Source organism: Mycobacterium pseudokansasii (assembly GCF_900566075.1).
In the GTDB taxonomy this organism is placed as follows: domain Bacteria; phylum Actinomycetota; class Actinomycetes; order Mycobacteriales; family Mycobacteriaceae; genus Mycobacterium; species Mycobacterium pseudokansasii.
Map to the genome: position 1 here is coordinate 1,419,823 of NZ_UPHU01000001.1, position 18,755 is coordinate 1,438,577.

Annotated in this window: 13 protein-coding genes and 3 pseudogenes; 13 read left to right on the plus strand and 3 right to left on the minus strand. The window is 67.7% G+C overall.

Annotated elements, in window-relative coordinates:
• The first annotated feature begins 57 nt into the window (after nt 1-57).
• The 4 genes from mtrB to EET10_RS06540 all read left to right on the plus strand — a co-directional run bounded on the left by mtrB (nt 58) and on the right by EET10_RS06540 (nt 5,310).
• Complete coding sequence (gene mtrB / locus EET10_RS06525) at nt 58-1,737, plus strand: MtrAB system histidine kinase MtrB (protein ID WP_036398059.1); 1,680 nt, start codon at nt 58-60, stop codon at nt 1,735-1,737.
• Nucleotides 1,737-3,512 (plus strand): MtrAB system accessory lipoprotein LpqB, encoded by a 1,776-nt coding sequence (gene lpqB, locus EET10_RS06530; protein WP_063468342.1) that lies wholly within the window; start codon nt 1,737-1,739, stop codon nt 3,510-3,512. Before mtrB ends, lpqB begins: the two co-directional genes overlap by 1 nt.
• A 55-nt stretch (nt 3,513-3,567) precedes the next feature.
• A complete protein-coding gene (locus tag EET10_RS06535) occupies nt 3,568-4,398 on the plus strand; it encodes an LmeA family phospholipid-binding protein (protein WP_036398057.1) in 831 nt (276 codons plus the stop codon).
• A 318-nt stretch (nt 4,399-4,716) separates the two neighbouring features.
• Complete coding sequence (locus tag EET10_RS06540) at nt 4,717-5,310, plus strand: hypothetical protein (protein ID WP_082273132.1); 594 nt, start codon at nt 4,717-4,719, stop codon at nt 5,308-5,310.
• 25 nt (nt 5,311-5,335) lie between these two features.
• Here the strand turns inward: EET10_RS06540 and EET10_RS06545 are convergent, their stop codons facing one another.
• Nucleotides 5,336-6,190, minus strand: a complete 855-nt coding sequence (locus tag EET10_RS06545; protein ID WP_051490149.1) for a L,D-transpeptidase — start codon at nt 6,188-6,190, stop codon at nt 5,336-5,338.
• Between the two features lie 171 nt (nt 6,191-6,361).
• Here EET10_RS06545 and EET10_RS06550 point away from each other — a divergent pair, with 171 nt between their 5' ends.
• The 3 genes from EET10_RS06550 (at nt 6,362) to secA (ending at nt 10,994) form a co-directional block, all read left to right on the plus strand.
• Nucleotides 6,362-6,994 carry a ComF family protein gene (locus tag EET10_RS06550; RefSeq protein WP_122501981.1) on the plus strand — a complete coding sequence of 211 codons (633 nt, stop codon included), beginning with the start codon at nt 6,362-6,364 and terminating at the stop codon, nt 6,992-6,994.
• Between the two features lie 344 nt (nt 6,995-7,338).
• Complete coding sequence (hpf, locus tag EET10_RS06555; RefSeq protein ID WP_023371576.1) at nt 7,339-8,028, plus strand: ribosome hibernation-promoting factor, HPF/YfiA family; 690 nt, start codon at nt 7,339-7,341, stop codon at nt 8,026-8,028.
• Nucleotides 8,029-8,141: 113 nt separating this feature from the next.
• A complete protein-coding gene (secA, locus tag EET10_RS06560) occupies nt 8,142-10,994 on the plus strand; it encodes a preprotein translocase subunit SecA (RefSeq protein WP_036399338.1) in 2,853 nt (950 codons plus the stop codon).
• Here secA and EET10_RS06565 read toward each other — a convergent pair.
• Nucleotides 10,991-11,893 (minus strand): alpha/beta hydrolase, encoded by a 903-nt coding sequence (locus EET10_RS06565; RefSeq protein WP_036398051.1) that lies wholly within the window; start codon nt 11,891-11,893, stop codon nt 10,991-10,993. The two genes, secA and EET10_RS06565, sit on opposite strands and share 4 nt — an antisense overlap.
• 16 nt (nt 11,894-11,909) lie before the next feature.
• On the minus strand, nt 11,910-13,391 hold the full coding sequence (locus tag EET10_RS06570; protein ID WP_036398049.1) for a flavin-containing monooxygenase: 1,482 nt from the start codon (nt 13,389-13,391) through the stop codon (nt 11,910-11,912).
• 116 nt (nt 13,392-13,507) lie between these two features.
• Here EET10_RS06570 and EET10_RS06575 point away from each other — a divergent pair, with 116 nt between their 5' ends.
• From EET10_RS06575 to EET10_RS30610, 6 genes and pseudogenes are all read left to right on the plus strand, one after another.
• Nucleotides 13,508-14,755, plus strand: coding sequence for a PucR family transcriptional regulator (locus EET10_RS06575; RefSeq protein WP_036399337.1), 1,248 nt, complete (start codon nt 13,508-13,510; stop codon nt 14,753-14,755).
• A gap of 121 nt (nt 14,756-14,876) precedes the next feature.
• Nucleotides 14,877-15,648: pseudogene (locus EET10_RS06580) on the plus strand (MFS transporter); the annotation flags it as partial.
• A 5-nt stretch (nt 15,649-15,653) separates the two neighbouring features.
• The gene (locus EET10_RS06585; RefSeq protein WP_051490148.1) at nt 15,654-16,130 is read left to right on the plus strand and encodes a hypothetical protein; all 477 of its coding nucleotides are present in this window, start codon (nt 15,654-15,656) and stop codon (nt 16,128-16,130) included.
• A gap of 99 nt (nt 16,131-16,229) precedes the next feature.
• Complete coding sequence (locus tag EET10_RS06590; RefSeq protein ID WP_036398045.1) at nt 16,230-16,976, plus strand: hypothetical protein; 747 nt, start codon at nt 16,230-16,232, stop codon at nt 16,974-16,976.
• Between the two features lie 18 nt (nt 16,977-16,994).
• Nucleotides 16,995-18,453: pseudogene (locus EET10_RS06595) on the plus strand (HD-GYP domain-containing protein); the annotation flags it as partial.
• Nucleotides 18,407-18,745: pseudogene (locus EET10_RS30610) on the plus strand (ATP-binding protein); the annotation flags it as partial. The pseudogenes EET10_RS06595 and EET10_RS30610, both read left to right, overlap by 47 nt.
• Nucleotides 18,746-18,755 lie beyond the last annotated feature (10 nt).

The following is an 18,755-nucleotide window of genomic DNA, read 5'->3' on the forward strand; positions in this document are numbered from 1 at the left end:
CGGGGACGACCGCGATGCCCTAGGGGTACCGCCCGTCGGCGGGGGAGTGCGGCGCCAGTGATCTGGGGCTCTCGGCGACGTACTCGTGGTCGTTGGGGGCGCTCTGGCCCGATGACCCGTGGCTTGAGTGCGCTGAGTCGGGCCGTCGCCGTGGCGTGGCGCCGGTCGCTGCAGTTGCGGGTTGTGGCGCTGACACTGGGACTTTCGCTGGCAGTGATCCTGGCGCTCGGCTTCGTGCTGACCAGCCAGGTCACCAACCGGGTGCTCGACGTCAAACTCAAGGCCGCCATCGACCAGACCGAGCGGGCCCGAAACACCGTCAGCGGCATCGTCAACGGCGAAGAGACCCGCTCGCTGGACAGCAGCCTTCAGCTCGCGCGCAACACCCTGACCTCCAAAACCGATCCCGCCTCCGGTACCAGCCAGGCCGGTGCATTCGACGCGGTGCTGATGGTGCCGGGTGACGGGCCGCGCGCTGCCTCCACGGCCGGACCCGTCGACCAGGTCCCGGCTGCATTGCGGGGCTTCGTCAAGGCCGGCCAGGCCGCGTATCAGTACGCCACGGTACACACCGACGGCTTCTCCGGGCCGGCGCTCATCGTCGGTACGCCGACGTCGTCGCGAGTGGCCAACCTGGAGCTGTATCTGATCTTCCCGCTGGCCAATGAGCAGGCCACCATCGCGCTGGTGCGCGGCACCATGGCAACGGGCAGCCTGGTGCTGCTGGTCCTGCTGTCCGGTATCGCGCTGCTGGTGTCGCGCCAAGTCGTGGTGCCGGTCCGCTCGGCTTCGCGGATCGCCGAACGGTTCGCCGAGGGGCATCTGTCCGAACGCATGCCGGTGCGCGGTGAAGACGACATGGCCCGATTGGCGGTGTCGTTCAACGACATGGCGGAGAGTCTGTCCCGCCAGATCACTCAACTCGAGGAGTTCGGCAACCTGCAGCGCCGCTTCACCTCCGACGTCAGCCACGAACTGCGTACCCCGCTGACCACGGTGCGTATGGCCGCCGACTTGATCTACGACCACAGCGCGGACCTGGACCCGACGCTGCGCCGCTCCACCGAGCTGATGGTCAGCGAGTTGGACCGGTTCGAGTCGCTGCTCAACGACCTGCTGGAGATCTCCCGGCACGACGCCGGCGTGGCGGAGCTGTCGGTGGAGGCGGTCGATCTGCGGATGACCGTCAAGAACGCCCTGGGTAACGTGGGGCACCTGGCCGAGGAGGCCGGTATCGAGTTGCTCGTGGAGTTGCCGGCCCACGAAGTGATCGCCGAGGTCGACGCCCGCCGGGTAGAACGGATACTGCGCAATCTGATCGCCAACGCCATCGACCACGCCGAGCACAAACCGGTGCGGATCCGGATGGGTGCCGACGAGGACACGGTGGCGGTCACGGTGCGCGACTACGGGGTGGGGCTGCGGCCCGGTGAGGAGAAGCTGGTGTTCAGCCGGTTCTGGCGCGCCGACCCCTCGCGGGTGCGACGCTCCGGGGGCACCGGGCTGGGTCTGGCGATCAGCATCGAGGACGCGCGGCTGCACCAGGGCCGGCTGGAAGCCTGGGGCGAACCCGGCCAGGGCTCCTGCTTCCGGCTGACGCTGCCCCTGGTGCGCGGCCACAAGGTGACCACCAGTCCGCTGCCCATGAAACCGATCCCGCAACCGGTCCCGCAGCCGAATGCGCCAGAACAGAAAGATCGGCAGCACCAGCGTGAACCCGCGGAATGGAGCGGCTGATGCGACGGATCCGAGCGATCCGGGCGAGTGCAGCCCTGTTTTTTGTGGCCGCGCTGCTCGCCGGCTGCGCGAGCGTGCCCAGTTCGTCGGCGCCGCAAGCCATCGGCACCGTCGAGCGTCCGGCGCCGTCGAACCTGCCCAAGCCGACCCCGGGCATGGATCCAGACGTGCTGCTGCGCGAATTCCTCAAGGCCACGGCCGACCCCGCGAACCGGCATCTGGCGGCACGCCAGTTCCTTACCCAGTCGGCATCCAACGCCTGGGACGACGCCGGCAGCGCCCTGCTGATCGACCATGTGGTCTTCGTCGAAACCCGTGGTGCAGAACGGGTTTCGGCGACCATGCGGGCAGATATCCTGGGCTCGCTGTCCGATATCGGGGTCTTCGAGACCGCCGAGGGCCAGCTGCCGGATCCAGGCCCGATCGAATTGGTCAAGACCCCCGGAGGCTGGCGCATCGACCGGCTGCCCAACGGGGTTTTCCTGGACTGGCAGCAGTTCCAGGCGACCTACAAGCGCAACACCCTGTACTTCGCCGACCCGACCGGCAAGACCGTGGTTCCCGATCCGCGCTACGTCGCGGTGTCCGATCACGACCAGCTGGCCACCGAGTTGGTGTCCAAGCTGCTGTCGGGGCCGCGTCCGGAGATGACCCACACGGTGCGCAACCTGCTGGCTCCGCCGCTGCGGCTGCGCGGTCCGGTAACCCGTGCCGACGGCGGCAAGAGCGGCATCGGCAAGGGGTACGGCGGGGCGCGCATCGACCTGGAGAAGCTGTCCACCACCGATCCGCACAGCAGGCAATTGCTTGCCGCCCAGATCATTTGGACTTTGGCCCGAGCCGACATCCGAGGGCCGTACGTGATCAACGCCGACGGCGCCCCGCTCGACGACAGGTTTGCCGAAGGATGGAACACCTCCGACGTCGCCGCCACCGACCCGGGAGTGGCCGATGGTGCGGGCGCCGGCCTGCACGCCTTGGTGGGCGGTTCACTCGTGGCGCTGGACGGACAACGGATCACCACCGTGCCCGGCGCCTTCGGAAGGATGGGCGACCAAACCGGGGCCGCACTGTCCCGCAGTGGCCGGCAGGTGGCCTCGGTGGTGACGCTGCGGCGTGGCGCCCCCGATGTGGCGGCCTCCTTATGGATCGGCGACCTCGGCGGCGAGGCGGTCCAGTCGGCCGACGGCCATAATCTTTCGCGGCCCAGCTGGTCGCTGGACGACGCGGTGTGGGTGGTCGTCGACACCAACATCGTGCTGCGGGCGATCCAGGAAACCGCATCCGGACAGCCGGCGCGGATCCCCGTGGATTCCACCGCGGTGTCCAGTCGCTTTCCGGGCGCGATCACCGACCTGCAGCTCTCTCGCGACGGGACGCGGGCCGCGATGGTGATCGACGGGCACGTGATCCTCGCCGGTGTCGAGCAGACCCAGGCCGGTCAGTTCGCCCTGACTTATCCGCGGCGGCTGGGTTTCGGGCTGGGCACCTCGGTGGTGTCGTTGTCCTGGCGAACCGGCGACGACATCGTGGTGACCCGCAACGATGCGACGCATCCGGTGTCGTATGTCAACCTCGACGGGGTCAACTCCGACGCCCCGGCCAGGGGTTTGCAGATACCGCTGTTCGCCATCGCCGCCAATCCCTCGACGGTGTACGTTGCCGCCCCGCAAGGGGTGCTGATGTATTCGGCGTCGGCCGCCGACGGTCAACAGGGCTGGGCGGAGGTTCCGGGCCTGATGGTGGCGGGGGCGGCGCCGGTGTTGCCGGGATGAGTGCTGGGCTGGGCTGATCTCACCGGCTACCCTCGCAGTGAGGAGGCGCTTGTCGATGTCGCCCAGAGTTCCTTTCCTGCGTTGGGACGATCCGTTCCGCGCCCTCGACATGCTGGCCTCGTTGTGGTCGTCGACCGGGTTGCCGTCGGTGAGCGCGGGAGCCGCCCAAGCGGTTGCCATGCCATACCGCACCTTGTTCATGACGCTGCAGCAGCTGCTCGTCGACAAGGAAGTCACGGTGCGCATCGGCGGCGACGATGTGGTGCTGACCGTGACCGAGCTGGACGCCGAGCTCGACCCGCAGGGGTTGCCCGTCGGTCAGCTCGGCGAGGTCCGAGTCGCCGCGCGTGACGTCAGGTGGGATCAGCACCACCTCCAAACCGCGGTCGCCGTCCTGCGCAACGTGCACATCCGTCCGGGCGTGCCCCCGCTGGTGGTAGCGGCTCCGGCCCGGTTGTCATCAGTGCTGTCGGCGGACATCTTCGATGATGTTCTGCAACAGGTGGCTCCGCAGCTGCGCAGTGAGCTACGCGGGGACGGCACCGCCCGGCTGCGCTGGGCACGCCGGCCCGGTTGGGGCGGGGTGGAAGTGGACGCCGACGTGGTGGGCACGACGTTGTGGCTGCGACCGCGCGCCGTGATCACCGGGCACCGCCGGTGGCCCCTGCCCATCCGGGTCCCCGCCTACCAGGTGCCGCTGCCCAAGCTGCCGCATGGACTGCTGCTGACCGACGTCGACCTTGGCCCGGATTCGCTGCACCTGTCCGCTCTGCTGCCGGAGTGGCGAATGGAGTTGCCGCTGCGGCATCTCGAGGATCTGATCGCCCGATTGAGCCAGGGGGCGCTCAGCTTCACCTGGCCTTCGTTGCTGCGCGGCTCGGACTGACCGGTGGCGGAGCGGCTCTGTCGTTCCAGCTGGTTCCAGATCGGCCGAATTTGCCGGAACGGCATCCCTATGCCGTGCACCAGCGGCTCACCGCCGGATCCCGCGTGGCCGACCATGCGTATGCTCGGCGCCGCGGCGAACGTGAAAAACGTTCCCTAAGTCACTATTTGGGAAATTCTGGATCACGACGCGGCTGGTGCACCGTATCGGTTCGGCAACCAATACGCCTTGACCTAGGCAAGGATTCGGCGCACCGATACGGTTCCCCAGTGCCGCGGTATTCGCGGGCGGCTGGGGCGGGAATGAACGGAGACGGCGTTGCGGCTTGTTGGTCGATGCTGCGTTGCAGTTGCTGCCGGCGCGGGGTTATGCGGCGCCGCGCTGGCGTTCAGTGCGGGCGCGCCGGCTGCACCCCAGCCGACCGGCGGCCCGACGTGCCTGGAGCAGCTTGCCGCGCTCGGTTCCGCACCGCCGATGGCCGCAGCGCCGGTGGTGCTGCCCGGTCCACCGGTAGCAGGAGCTGTGCCCCTCGCGCCCATCGTGCCGGTGGTGCCGGCTGCGCCCGTGGCTCCGGTGATGCCGGCTGGGCCCGTGGTGCCGGTGGTGCCGGCCGCGCCGGTGGTGCCGGTGGTGCCGGTGGTTCCGGCTGCGCCGGTCGCGCCGGTGGTGCCGGCCGGCGGGGCCGCGGCACCAGCCGACGCTGCCCCGGGTGCCGCCCCGATCGTGATGGCGGCCGGCTCGGGTAAAGGTGCGCCGACCGATCCGGCTGCGCCGGCACCCGAACCGATGGTCCTGCCCGGCCCGCCGGCGCCGGTGGCAGCGGCGCTACCCCAGGCGCCCATCACGGCTGTGCTGGCAGGGTCTTCGACACCGCTTCCGGCTTGCCCCGCACCGGGGCCCGCTGCGCACTGACGTCGGCATCTGCACCGGCCCGGTATCAGGGGATCACCGGGTCTACTTCCTTTTCGTCTGCCGGAACCCCTTCCTGGACGATGACGGGGTCGCCGACGTTGACCGTGTTGAAGTACCACTCGGCGTCGGTGGGGCTCAGGCTGATGCAGCCGTGGCTCACATTCTCAATCCCCATTGACCGGATCGCCCACGGGGCCGAATGCACATAGAGGCCACGGCTGGTGATCCGGACTGCGTAGTCCACCGGGAGCCGGTAACCGTCGGGGTCGTCGACGGGTATGCCGACCGAGCTCGAATCCATAATCACCGTGCGATCTTTGGAGATCACGTGGTAGGTGCCGACGGGCGTCTCGAACTCGGGCCTGCCCATCGAGGCCGGCAGGACTCCTTCTTCTCCCCAGTGCGGCCGGTGGTGCGGCGTTGGTAGCGTCGGCGCCCCCGTTCCCGCCGGGACTCCATCGATGCTCACGGTGAAGGTGTGCTTCGCGATGTCGGCAACGCCTACGACGGCCGGACCCGTTTCGAAGTTCGTGCGCAGCCCGCCCACCGAGAGCGCCACGGTGCTGTGCGCCGGCCAGAATCGGTCGGGAACCCATTGCACAACGTTGTCGTCCAGCCACTCGAACTTGCCGGTACGGGCGGGCGCAGATCTCACGTCGATCGCGCGCTCCACCGCCTGCCGATCGGCGACGGGGTTGCCGAATATGATCACCACCGGATGCGCCACCCCCACCAACGCGCCGCGCATGGGCAGGACGGAGGCGATGCCGAGGTTGCCGCCCGCGTTGTTCACCGCCATCAGCGTTACGCCGCTTCGCCCGGCGAACACCGTCACGGCGATGCTGATTACCACCAGAACAGACCGTATTGCCGCCCGCATCGCTCTCGCCGGAAACCTTTCGGATCGGTAATCAGTCGTTGTCGCTGGTCGATGGTATGGCTGTGACGACGGGTGAATGTGACAGCGCGCCTTGGCATGTCGGTCAGGTTTTGGTTACAGGTCGGTCTCCACTCGGCACGGTTTGTCGGCCCCCACCGCCACACTGACACTGTGCTCGACTTAATCCTGCCGCTGCAGTGCGGCGGCTGCGGTGTGCCGGCGACCCGGTGGTGCACCGGCTGTTCCAGGGAGCTCTTGGTGGCGGCCGATCAACCGCATGTCGTGAACCCGCGGGTGGACCCCCGGGTCCCGGTGTTCGCGCTCGGGCGCTACGCCGGCGCCCGTCGTCAGGCGATCCTGGCCATCAAGGAACACGGTCGCCGCGACCTGGTCGTACCACTGGCGCGGGCACTGGCCGTTGGTATCCACCGCCTGCTGTCCTGGGGGGTCGTCGACGCCCCGCTGACCCTGGTGCCCGCGCCGACTCGGCGTTCGGCGGTGCGCCGGCGCGGGGGAGACCCGGTGACCCGCATGGCCGCTGCGGCGGTGGCCTCCCATCCCGCCATCACGGTAGTCCAGGCGTTACGACTGAAGGGACAGGTCCGCGACTCGGTCGGTCTGGGCACGTCGGCGCGTGAGCGCAACATCGCCGGCCGAGTGCTGCTGCGAGGCCGGCGTTTATCCGGAGAAGTCGTGATCGTCGACGATGTCGTCACCACCGGGGCGACGGCGCGGGAGTCGGTCCGGGCCTTGCAGGCCGCCGGAGTACGGGTGGCCGCTGTGTTGGCGATCGCGGCGGCATGACGAGCATTCGCCGGTCTCCTGTCGGCTGCGAAACGTCCGGCATAAGAACTCGGCAAAAGGCTGGCCGATTCGCTGGCACCGTGGGGTGAACACAGGCTAACGTCGAGATCAGATTCAGACTTACCGGCAAGGCTCACGGTCGCGTACCCAGGATTCCAAGGTTTTGTAGGTCCAAGACAGGTCCCAGCACTAACCGCGGTAGGAGGTGAGTAATCGGCACCTTGCTCCGGCGGGCAGCCTGCGGCGGGTGACTCACGAAATCCGCTCCAACCCCCGTCGGCGCGTAACCGAAGGCCCGGCACGCAGGGCGCGTGCGACGTGAAAAGAGAAACGAGTTGTCACGAATGTCAAGGCTCACCGTGGATTCCGACCAGATTGTCGACCAAGCGCCGGCCGAAACCGATGAACAGGCGGAACCGCAAGCGACCGCCGAGATTGTGTTCAAAGGCCGCAATGTCGAGATTCCCGACCACTTCCGCATCTACGTTTCGCAGAAGCTCGCTCGCTTGGAACGTTTCGACCGGACCATCTACCTGTTCGACGTCGAACTCGACCACGAACGCAACCGTCGCCAACGCAAATCCTGTCAGCGAGTGGAGGTCACCGCTCGCGGCCGGGGACCCGTTGTCCGCGGCGAGGCCTGCGCCGACAGCTTCTACGCCGCCCTCGAGTCCGCCGTTGGCAAACTGGAGAACCGGCTGCGCCGCAGCAAAGACCGCCGCAAAGTTCACTACGGCGACAAGACTCCCGTGTCACTGGCCGAGGCCACCGCGGCGGCCCCGCCACCGGAAAGGGCCTTCGACGCGGAGCCGGCCGAGCCACACGAGCATGACGGCGCCGAACTGGATCACGAACCGGGTCGCATCGTCCGCGTCAAAGAACACCCGGCCAAGCCGATGTCGGTGGACGACGCGCTCTACGAGATGGAGCTTGTCGGGCATGATTTCTTCTTGTTCTTCGACAAGGAGACCGAGCGGCCCACCGTCGTCTACCGCCGGCACGCCTACGACTATGGCTTGATCCGGCTGGCTTGATCCGGCTGGCCTGACGATCAGGGGCCATCGGCCGGGCGTCACCTACGATGGGAGTCGCCTTAATCAACGAAGACTCCTACCCACAGGGGAACATCCCAAAAGGGGACAACACCGTGCTGTCGAAGTTGCTGCGCCTTGGTGAAGGTCGCATGGTCAAGCGCCTCAGGAAGGTGGCCGACTACGTCAACACGTTGTCGGACGACGCCGCGTTGCTCACCGACGCCGAGCTGAGAGCCAAGACCGACGAGTTCAAGCGGCGGCTTGCCGACGAGAACAACCCCGAGGACCTCGACGACCTGCTACCCGAAGCGTTCGCCGTCGCCCGCGAGGCCGCCTGGCGGGTGCTCGACCAGCGGCCCTTCGACGTGCAGGTGATGGGTGCGGCCGCCCTGCACCTGGGCAACGTCGCCGAGATGAAGACCGGTGAAGGCAAAACCCTGACCTGTGTGCTGCCCGCCTACCTCAACGCGCTGGCCGGCAAGGGCGTGCACATCGTCACCGTCAACGACTACCTGGCCAAGCGCGACAGTGAGTGGATGGGTCGCGTGCACCGCTTCCTGGGCCTGGACGTCGGCGTCATCCTCGCGCAGATGACCCCCGACCAGCGTCGGGTGGCCTACAACGCCGACATCACCTACGGCACCAACAACGAGTTCGGCTTCGACTACCTGCGCGACAACATGGCCCACTCGCTCGACGACCTGGTGCAGCGCGGACACAACTTCGCCATCGTCGACGAGGTCGACTCCATCCTGATCGACGAGGCCCGCACCCCGTTGATCATCTCCGGTCCCGCCGACGGCGCCTCCAACTGGTACGTCGAGTTCGCCCGGCTGGCGCCGCTGATGGAAAAGGACACCCACTACGAGGTAGACCTGCGCAAACGCACCGTCGGTGTGCACGAGAAGGGCGTGGAGTTCGTCGAAGACCAGCTCGGCATCGACAACCTCTACGAGGCCGCCAACTCCCCGCTGGTCAGTTACCTCAACAATGCGCTGAAGGCCAAGGAGCTGTTCAACCGCGACAAGGACTACATCGTCCGCGACGGCGAGGTGCTCATCGTCGACGAGTTCACCGGTCGCGTGCTCTACGGGCGCCGCTACAACGAGGGCATGCACCAGGCCATCGAGGCCAAGGAGCACGTCGAGATCAAGGCCGAGAACCAGACGCTGGCCACCATCACCCTGCAGAACTACTTCCGGCTCTACGACAAGCTCGCCGGCATGACCGGAACTGCCCAGACCGAGGCGGCTGAGCTGCACGAGATCTACAAGCTCGGCGTGGTCAGCATCCCGACCAACAAACCGATGATCCGCACCGACCAGTCCGACCTCATCTACAAGACCGAGGAAGCCAAGTACGTCGCCGTGGTCGACGACGTCGCCGAGCGCTATGAGAAGGGCCAACCGGTGCTGATCGGCACCACCAGCGTGGAGCGCTCCGAGTACCTGTCGCGGCAATTCACCAAGCGACGCATTCCGCACAACGTCCTCAACGCCAAATACCACGAACAGGAAGCGGGCATCGTCGCCGTCGCGGGCCGACGCGGCGGCATCACCGTCGCCACCAATATGGCCGGCCGTGGTACCGACATCGTGCTGGGCGGCAACGTCGACTTTCTCACCGACCAGCGGCTGCGCGAGCGCGGCCTGGATCCGGTGGAGACGCCCGACGAGTACGAACAGGCCTGGCACGAGGAATTGCCCAAGGTCAAGGAGGAGGCCGGCAAAGAGGCCACGGAGGTCATCGAGGCCGGCGGGCTCTACGTGCTGGGTACCGAGCGTCACGAGTCGCGGCGCATCGACAACCAGTTGCGTGGTCGTTCCGGCCGGCAGGGCGACCCGGGCGAGTCCCGTTTCTACCTGTCGTTGGGTGACGAGCTGATGCGGCGGTTCAACGGCGCGGCCCTGGAAGCGTTGTTGACGAGGCTGAACCTGCCCGACGACGTGCCGATCGAGGCCAAGATGGTGACCCGGGCCATCAAGAGCGCGCAGACCCAGGTAGAGCAGCAGAACTTCGAGATCAGAAAGAACGTCCTCAAGTACGACGAGGTGATGAACCAGCAGCGCAAGGTGGTCTATGCCGAGCGCCGCCGGATCCTCGAGGGCGAGAACCTCAAAGAGCAGGCATTGGACATGGTCCGCGACGTGATCACCGCCTACGTCAACGGAGCCACCGCCGAAGGCTACGCCGAGGATTGGGACCTGGATGCGCTGTGGACGGCGCTCAAGACGCTGTACCCGGTGGGGATCGACCACGAGTCGCTGACACGCCATGACGCCGACTCCGAACGTGACGACCTCACTAGCGAAGAGTTGCTCGAGGCCTTGCTCAAAGACGCCGCACGTGCTTACGCCGCAAGGGAAGCCGAGCTCGAGGAACTTGCCGGTGAGGGCGCGATGCGCCAACTGGAGCGCAACGTGCTGCTCAACGTGATCGACCGCAAGTGGCGCGAGCACCTCTACGAGATGGACTACCTCAAGGAGGGCATCGGGCTGCGGGCGATGGCCCAGCGCGACCCGTTGGTGGAGTACCAGCGCGAGGGCTACGACATGTTCATGGCCATGCTCGAAGGCATGAAAGAAGAATCGGTCGGGTTCCTGTTCAACGTCACGGTGGAGGCGGTTCCGGCGCCGCAGGTCGAGGTCGCCCCCGTCGAAGAACCAGAAGAGCTGGCGGAGTTCGCCACCGCGGCGGCGGCTGCCGCCCAGCAGCGTGGCAGCGGTGCAGCGGTGCCCGAGGAGGCTCCAAGTAAGTTGCGCGCCAAGGGTATTGAGGATGAATCACCCGCGCTGACGTACTCCGGCCCGTCCGAGGACGGCTCGGCGCAGGTGCAGCGCAACGGGGGCGGCGCGCAGCAGACGCCGGCCGGGGTGCCGGCCGGTGCCAGCCGACGGGAACGGCGCGAAGCCGCGCGCCGGCAAGGTCGCGGCCCCAAACCGCCGAAATCGGTGAAGAAGCGCTAGCTGGCCAGCGCGCTTTTGAGGAAGCCGAGCTGGTCGGCCAGCGCCTGCTGCTGCCAGCGACCTTCATAGACGTCGAAGTGATCGACCGGGTACTCGCGCAGTTGCCCGAGCGGCCCCGCTTTCCTGGCGGTGCGCCGGGCCGCCGCGGCGGGTGCGACCCGGTCGTTGGTGCCCAGCTGCACCAGGATCGGTGACCGCAGACGCCGCGCGAAACCGCTGGCCCGGTTGAATCCGATCTCCAGCGCCGTACGCGCGCACACCTCGTTTCGCCAGGTCGGTCCGGCCATCGAGGTGTATGCCTCCGCGGCGCCGGGGGTGCTGATGATCGCAACCGATCCGGGTCGGGCCACCACGGGAATCCGGTGCGGCGCACGGTTGGTGACGGCACGGGTGCCGTCACGCAAGCCGTGCGCGGCGGTGCGCACCAGTTGACCCGGGCCGGCGTAACGGACCAGCTGCACCAGGGCGGCCAGTCCGTCGGTGGCCGGGGTCATCGACACCGCTGCGGCGATGCGGGGGTCCTGCGCGGCGACCGCGACGACGTGGCCCCCGGAGTACGACGTGCCCCACACCGCGATCCTGGCCGGGTCCACGCCGGGCAGCTGCCGGGCGGCGGCGATCGCCGCGTGATAGTCCTGCCGTTGCCGCCGAAACGAAACGTGTTGGCGGGGGCTGCCTTCCGAGTCACCGAAGCCGCGATAGTCGAATACCAGCGCGTCGATGCCGGCGTCGGCGAATGCCTCGGCATAGTCGAGCAGGCCGGTGTCGCGGGTGCCGGCGAAACCGTGCGCCATGACGATGCCGGGCCGGCCGGCCGGGCCCGTCATAGCCTGCGAGCGGGCCGGAATATGCCAGGCGGCGCAGCTGACGCCGTGGCTGGGGAAGGTGAGGTTCTTCATGTCGTCCTGCCCGAGATCACGACGCAAGCCGCGCGGCTTGGTGGACGGAGAACTCGAGGGCCGGATCGGCCACCGGACCTCGGCGCAGCCGCTCGACATCCTTTTCGTAGGCCATCTGGACCGTCCAGGGACCGCTGGTGCCGCCGCGCGGGAACTCCGTGATCGCGCGTTGGACGTAACCCGAACTCATGTCCAGCAGCGGCACCCGCTGTATGTGCGGATCGCGCAGCACCGGTTCGACGGTGTGGTAGCCGTGTGCGTCCATGTGGTCGAGCAGTCGGCAGAAGTGCTCGCAGACCAGGTCCACCTTCAGCGTCCAGGAGATGTTGGTGTAGCCGAGCGCGAACACGAGGTTGGGTACTCCGCTGAGCATCATCGACTTGTAGACCGTGGTGTCGGGCAGGTTTACCGGTTGACCGTCGACGTCGAGCTGGATCTTTCCGAACGGCAGCATGTTGAGGCCGGTCGCGGTGACGATGATGTCGGCGGCCAGCTCCTGACCCGATTCCAGCAGGATGCCGGTCTCGGTGAACCGGTCGATCCGGTCGGTGACCACCGAAGCCTGCCCGGCCGAGATCGCCTTGAACAGGTCGCCGTCGGGCACCATGCACAGCCGCTGATCCCACGGGTTGTAACGCGGGGTGAAGTGGGTGTCGACGTCGAAGTTCATGGGCAGTTGCCGGCGCACGTTGGCGATCAGCAGCCTGCGCATCAACTTGGGGGCGCGCTGGCAGGCCTGGTAGATCCCGCGGTTGAGCATGACGTTCTTGCGCCGGGTGATCCGGTGGGCGCGCCGCGGGCCGACCACCTTGTTCAGCACGTTGGCGATCGCGTCCTCGGCGGGTATCGAGAACACGTAGCTCGGCGAGCGTTGCAGCATGGTGATATGCGCGGCCTTGCCGGCCATCGAGGGGATCAGGGTGACGGCGGTGGCGCCGCTGCCGATGACGACGACGCGCTTGCCGGTGTAGTCGAGATCCTGCGGCCAGTGCTGAGGATGGATGACCTGGCCGGCGAAATCCTCGACACCCTCGAATTCGGGAGTGAAGCCGGCTTCGTAGTCGTAGTAACCGGTGCCCAGAAACAGGAATCGCGCGCTGAATTGCACCGTCTCGTCGCTGCCCGAATGGCGGGCGGTGACCGTCCACAGCCCCTCCGGCGAGGAGAACTGCGCACCGAGCACCCGGTAGCCGGAACGGATGTGCTCTTCGAGCCGGTTCTCGGTGACGGTCTGGCGCAGGTAGTCCATGATGATGTGCCCGTCGGCGATCGCCTTGCGGTGTGTCCACGGCTTGAACCCGTAGCCGAAGCTGGGCATGTCGGAGTCCGACCGGATGCCGGGGTACTGGAACAGACTCCATGTGCCGCCGATCGACTCGCGACCTTCCAGGACCGCGAACGTGGTGCCGGGCCGGTAGGTCTTGAGGTGGTATGCGGCGCCGATACCGGAAATACCGGCCCCCACGATGAGGACGTCGAAGTGTGTGTTGGCGGTCATAGAGGGCTCCTGTCGTGGTTGACGATGAGATTCACGCTATTGGCCGCGAGCCGTCGGACACTATGTGTGCTCGTCGCTACTTTCAAGACTTGTATGTGCGATGGCACACTTACCAAATGGCTGGGATTTCGGTGCCACCGGCGGTGGTCGAGCTCGTCGGTGACGTTGCCGACCTGATGCTGAACGACATCGATCACATCGTCGCCGAGATGGATGCCGCGGTGGTCGAGATCGCACCCGTGATGGGGGCCGATGCCGCGATAGCCGCGGAGATGTCGGCGAGCAACCGCGCCAATGCCGTGCGCCTGCTCACCGCACTTGCCCGACGGGACGGCACGGGCGCACCGGCCGACGTGCCACCCGAGGCGCTGGACGTGGTGCGCACCGTCGTGCGTCGCGGCATCGACCTGGATGTCATCTTCCAGGCGTATCGGCGCGGACAGAACGTCGCCTGGCAGCGTTTTATGGTCTACGCCGCTCTAGTCGTCGCGCCCGGCCCGGAACTGGTGGAGCTGCTGGAGGTGACCTCACAGCTGATGTTCTCCTACGTCGACCAGGTGATAGGCCGCGTCATCGCCGACGCGCAACACGAGCGCGAGGAACTTCTCGGTGGCGCGATGGCACGGCGTACCGAGACGGTCCGCTTGATCCTCGACGGTGCGCCGATCGATCGCCGCCGCGCCAGTGAGCGCCTGGGGTACGAACTCGACCGTCGTCACACGGCGCTGGTGCTGTGGGCCGAACCCCGCGGGGAAATCCAGGGTGTGTTGGAGTCCGCCGCAACCCTGCTGGCACGTGCCGCCCGGGCGCGGCCGCCGCTGACGCTGCCGTCGGGAACCGCGACCTTGTGGGCGTGGCTGGGCACCAACGCAACCCCCGCCCTGGACGCGTTACGCGACGCGATTCGCTCGGCGGATCCCACTGTCCGAGTCGCGGTGGGCCCCACCCAACCCGGAATCACCGGCTTTCGCCGGTCGCACGCCGCCGCGTTGGTCATCCAGCGGCTGCTCAGTGGCCACCCCGCAGGCGAGCGCATCGCGTTCCACCGCGACCTCGAAGTCACCGCGTTGGCTGCCCAAAACCAGGACCACGCAGCCGAATTCGTCGCCACCACACTGGGCCCGCTCGCGGCGGACACACCCGGTGCGGCTCGGTTGCGTGAGACCTTGCGGGTGTTCCTCGACGAAGCCGAGAACGCGCCGCGCGCCGGCATTCGTCTGCATACTCACCGCAATACGGTCCTGCAGCGGGTCGCGCGCGCGACCGAACTGCTCGGCCACCATCCCGGCGAGCGCCGGCTCGCCATCGGACTCGCTCTCGAACTCACCCACCACATCGGCCCGCGGGTACTGGCCAGGCCCTGATCCGTCCTCAGAGCTGTCGACTGACGCAGCGAATCGACAAAACCGGGATTAGATCGTCCCCGCTCCTGACTACGATGCAGTGGGTCCCGGGCCGCGCGGTTTCCTGGCGAGAGATCAGACGATGAGCGCCACATCGAGTTCGCCGGCCGACAAGGCTCGAGCTCGCCACCGTACGGCCGCCGGCGACAAGCGTGTCCGGCCATACCTTGAGGTGAAAGAGCGTCAGGGTTTTGCGCCGCCGACCGGCCGTCGCCAGCCCTCGGCGGCCGCAGTACTGCTGGTCGCGTCGTTCGGCGCCTTCCTTGCTTTTCTTGACTCGACCATCGTCAACATCGCGTTCCCGGACATCCAGAGATCTTTCCCGACCTATGACCTCGGCGCCTTGTCCTGGATCGGTACTCGTGCCGGCTTCCCTCGCCCTGGTTGTCGATGCCTTTCCGCCGGCGCGCCGCGCTCATGGGGTGGGACTGTCGGGTGCTGCGGCAGCGATCGCCTCAGGCTTGGGCCCGCCGATCGGCGGCATGCTCGTCGAGGCCTCCAGCTGGCGGTGGGTGTTTCTGGTGAACCTTCCGCTGGGGATCGTCGCGGTGCTAGTCGCCGGGCGGGTGCTCACCGAAAGTCGCGCGTCGGGGCGGCGGCGGGTACCCGATTTGCGGGGCGCGCTGCTGCTCGCGGTGGCGATCGGACTGTTGACTCTCGGGCCGGTCAAGGGCCCGGATTGGGGCTGGGTTAGCGCCGGAACGATCGGGTCGTTCGTTGCCAGCGCGGCTAGCCTGGGCGGGTTCGTGCTGAGTTCGCGGTCCCATCCCGCACCGCTCGTCGAGCCGGCGTTCCTGCGTAGCCGGCCGTTCGTGGCCGGCAACGTCCTGACGCTCGTCGCTGCGGCCGGCTTCCGCTGGTGCATCTGCTGATCGCGGCCCGCGGCCTGCCCGCGCGGCTCGCCGCTGCCCGTGCCCGGCGCCGCGGCGAGTCCGTAGCGGCGGAGCCGCCGACATTTCGGGTGCGGGACCTTCCAGGGCGCGGATGGATCCTGCTGGGCGAGTGGCCCGGCACCGAGCTGGTTCTCGGAACCGTCACCAAGCCGTGGCAGCCGCTCGGCGGTGAGCCCGAACGGCCGGTGACCGCGGACAGCTTCGCCGGTTTCGCCGAGCCCCGCTTCGCCAGAATTGCCGAGACCACCCGGGTGACTCCCTTTGGCGCCCACGCCTGCATCCTCACCCTGGAGACCAGGGTGAGGTCGACCGACGAGGCCAGCCGGCGCCGGTTCCAGCGTTACTGGAGGGCAACCGGGCCGTTCATCGGATTGATCCGGCCCGCCGTGATGCGTGTTCTCGACCGGCAGCTGGGGCGTTCGCCCTCACCGAGCCCGGGGTGATCGGGTATCTGATGCGGCGGAACCGCGGCTGCCTGCGACCCTGGCCGAATTGAGGCACCCGCCTCATGCGCGCGCGGCTGCGGCGCGGACTATCCATGTATGAACACATCGCTCACCCCCTTGGACGCAGCCGCGGCCGTCCTGCACGACCCGGTCCTGCCTGCCGGCGACGACGAACGATTCGTCGGGCTCGGTGTGATGGGCCTGCCGTTCACCAGCGGGCACTACCTTGCCTTGCGGCACTTTCCGGTGACGTCGTTTTCACCGGGGTACCGGTCGGTGTGGCACCGCGATCCGCAAGGCAGGTGGACTTTTTACGCGACGACGCCGGGTCCGCAGAGCTGCGCCCGCTACTTCAGCTCAGTGACCCGCAATAACGCGGTCCAGTGCGAGATCGACGTCGCGTGGGTCACCCCGTGGTCATTGGTCGTCGTGATTCCGGGACTGCTCGAGTGGCATATCGACATCGGCACCACCCTTGCGACGCGGCTGATGAGCACTATCGGGGAGCGGCTGCCGGCCGGAGCGTGGACCAACCGTGCGGCTCTGAGTGTGCTGGGCCGGGCGGCGGGGGCGCTGCTGCGGGCCGGGCAGGTCCGGCTCTCCGGGACGGCGCCGAACGGCCAGCGGTTCATGATTGCCCCCGCGCGGGTGTGGGCGGTGGCACGGTCGCGCGCCGTACTGCGCGGCGTGGATCTCGGACCGGTGGGACCGCTGCAGCGTCAGCTGCGGCTCGCCAGTTTCCGGCCCCCGCAGCGGGGTCTGTTCGTCGTGGGCTCAGGGCACTTCGAAACGTTCGACCCGCGACGTCATGATGCGGTCAACGGCACTGTCCCGATCCGGTGACCAGTGCACAATGAGTCCATGACCACGCGGGCGTCCCGGCCAGCACGTCCGGGTCCTTCGGAGGCCAATATGCCGACCCGTGCGGAGTTGCTGGCGGCGCTGTCCGTCGCGATCGATCTCGGCTTGGGCCAGCCGGCCGAACACATGCTGCGGTCCGCGCTGATTGCGACCAGACTGGCCGATCGACTTGGGCTCAGCAGGCAGCAGCGGGATTCCACCTACTACGCGACCCTGATCATGTGGATCGGGTGCCACGCCGACTCGCACGAGTATGCGCGGTGGTTCGGCGACGACATTGCCGTACGCCGCGACTCCTATCTGGTCGACTGGTCTGGGTTGCCGTATCTGCGTTTCCTGGCGGGCAACGTGGGTCGGGGTCAGCCGCTGGTGCACCGGCTCAGCACGATGGCGACGCTCTTCATCAACGCGCGCGGCCACATATCCCAATTGATCCACTCGCACTGCACGTCCGCGGCTTTGCTGGCGGATCGAATCGGCCTGGACCCCACCGTGCAAGCCGCGGTGGCGTTACGTTCGAACGCTACGACGGGGGAGGTTTGCCCAGGGGCGTCGGCGGCGACGCCATCCCGATCCAGATGCGCGTCGCCCAGCTCGCCGACATGGTGGAGGTTCACCACCGCGCCCACGGTGTCGAGGGTGCCGTCGCCATGGCTCGCAGCAGGCGGGGCGGGCAATTCGATCCCGAGGTGGTCGACACATTTGTCAACCATGCGGACGCGATCCTGGCCGGCCCGCCCACCGGTGATGCGTGGGCGGCGGCCCTGCGAGCCTCGCCAGATCACCACCAGCCGCTGGACGACCAGTCCCTGGACGCGCTACTCGTCGCGCTGGGCGACTTCGTCGACTTGAAATGCCCATTCACACTGGGACATTCGCGAACGGTGGCCCGGCTGGCGGGTGACGCCGCAGTTGCCGCCGGGCTCGATGCGGACGCGGCGGTGCTGACTCGGCGCGCGGGCCACGTTCACGATCTGGGCCGCATCGGAGTTTCCAATCAGATCTGGTCCAAACAGGGTCCGCTGAGCGCGGCGGAGTTCGAGCGAGTCCGGTTGCATCCGTACTTCACGGTGCGGATCCTCAACCAGGTTCCTGGGCTCCGGAAGTTGGCCGAGGTCGCCGGCAATCACCACGAAGGCCTCGACGGCTCGGGATACCCGCGTGGGCTGGCCGAATCCGCGCTGAGCCTGCCGGACCGCGTTCTGGCAGCCGCGGTCAGCTACCAATGCGCTTGTGAACAAGGCCATATCGGGAACAGCTGACACCGGAGTCGGCAACCCGGCGGCTGCGGCGACAGGTGCAAGCCGGCGAGCTCGATGCCGTCGCCGCCGAGGCAGTGTTGCACGCCGCGGGACACCGTGCCGACCGGTCGAGCCTGCGCCCGCACGGACTCACGCCCAAGGAGCCCACCCGTGTCCATCTGCGACCCAGCGTTGCGAAATGCGCTGCGCACCCTGAAACTGTCCGGCATGCTCGATACCCTCGACGCCAGGCTGGCCCAAACCCGCGACGGCGGGCTCGGCCACCTCGAATTTCTGCAAGCCCTGTGCGAGGACGAGATCGCCCGCCGCGAATCCGCCGCCCTGAGGCGACGATTGCGCCGCGCCAAGTTCGAAGAACAAGCCACCTTCGAAGACTTCGACTTCACCGCCAACCCGAAACTGCCCGGCGCCATGCTGCGCGATCTGGCCGCGCTGCGCTGGCTCGACGCCGGCGAGTCGGTCATCCTCTACGGCCCGGTCGAGCCGGGTTCTCACTACT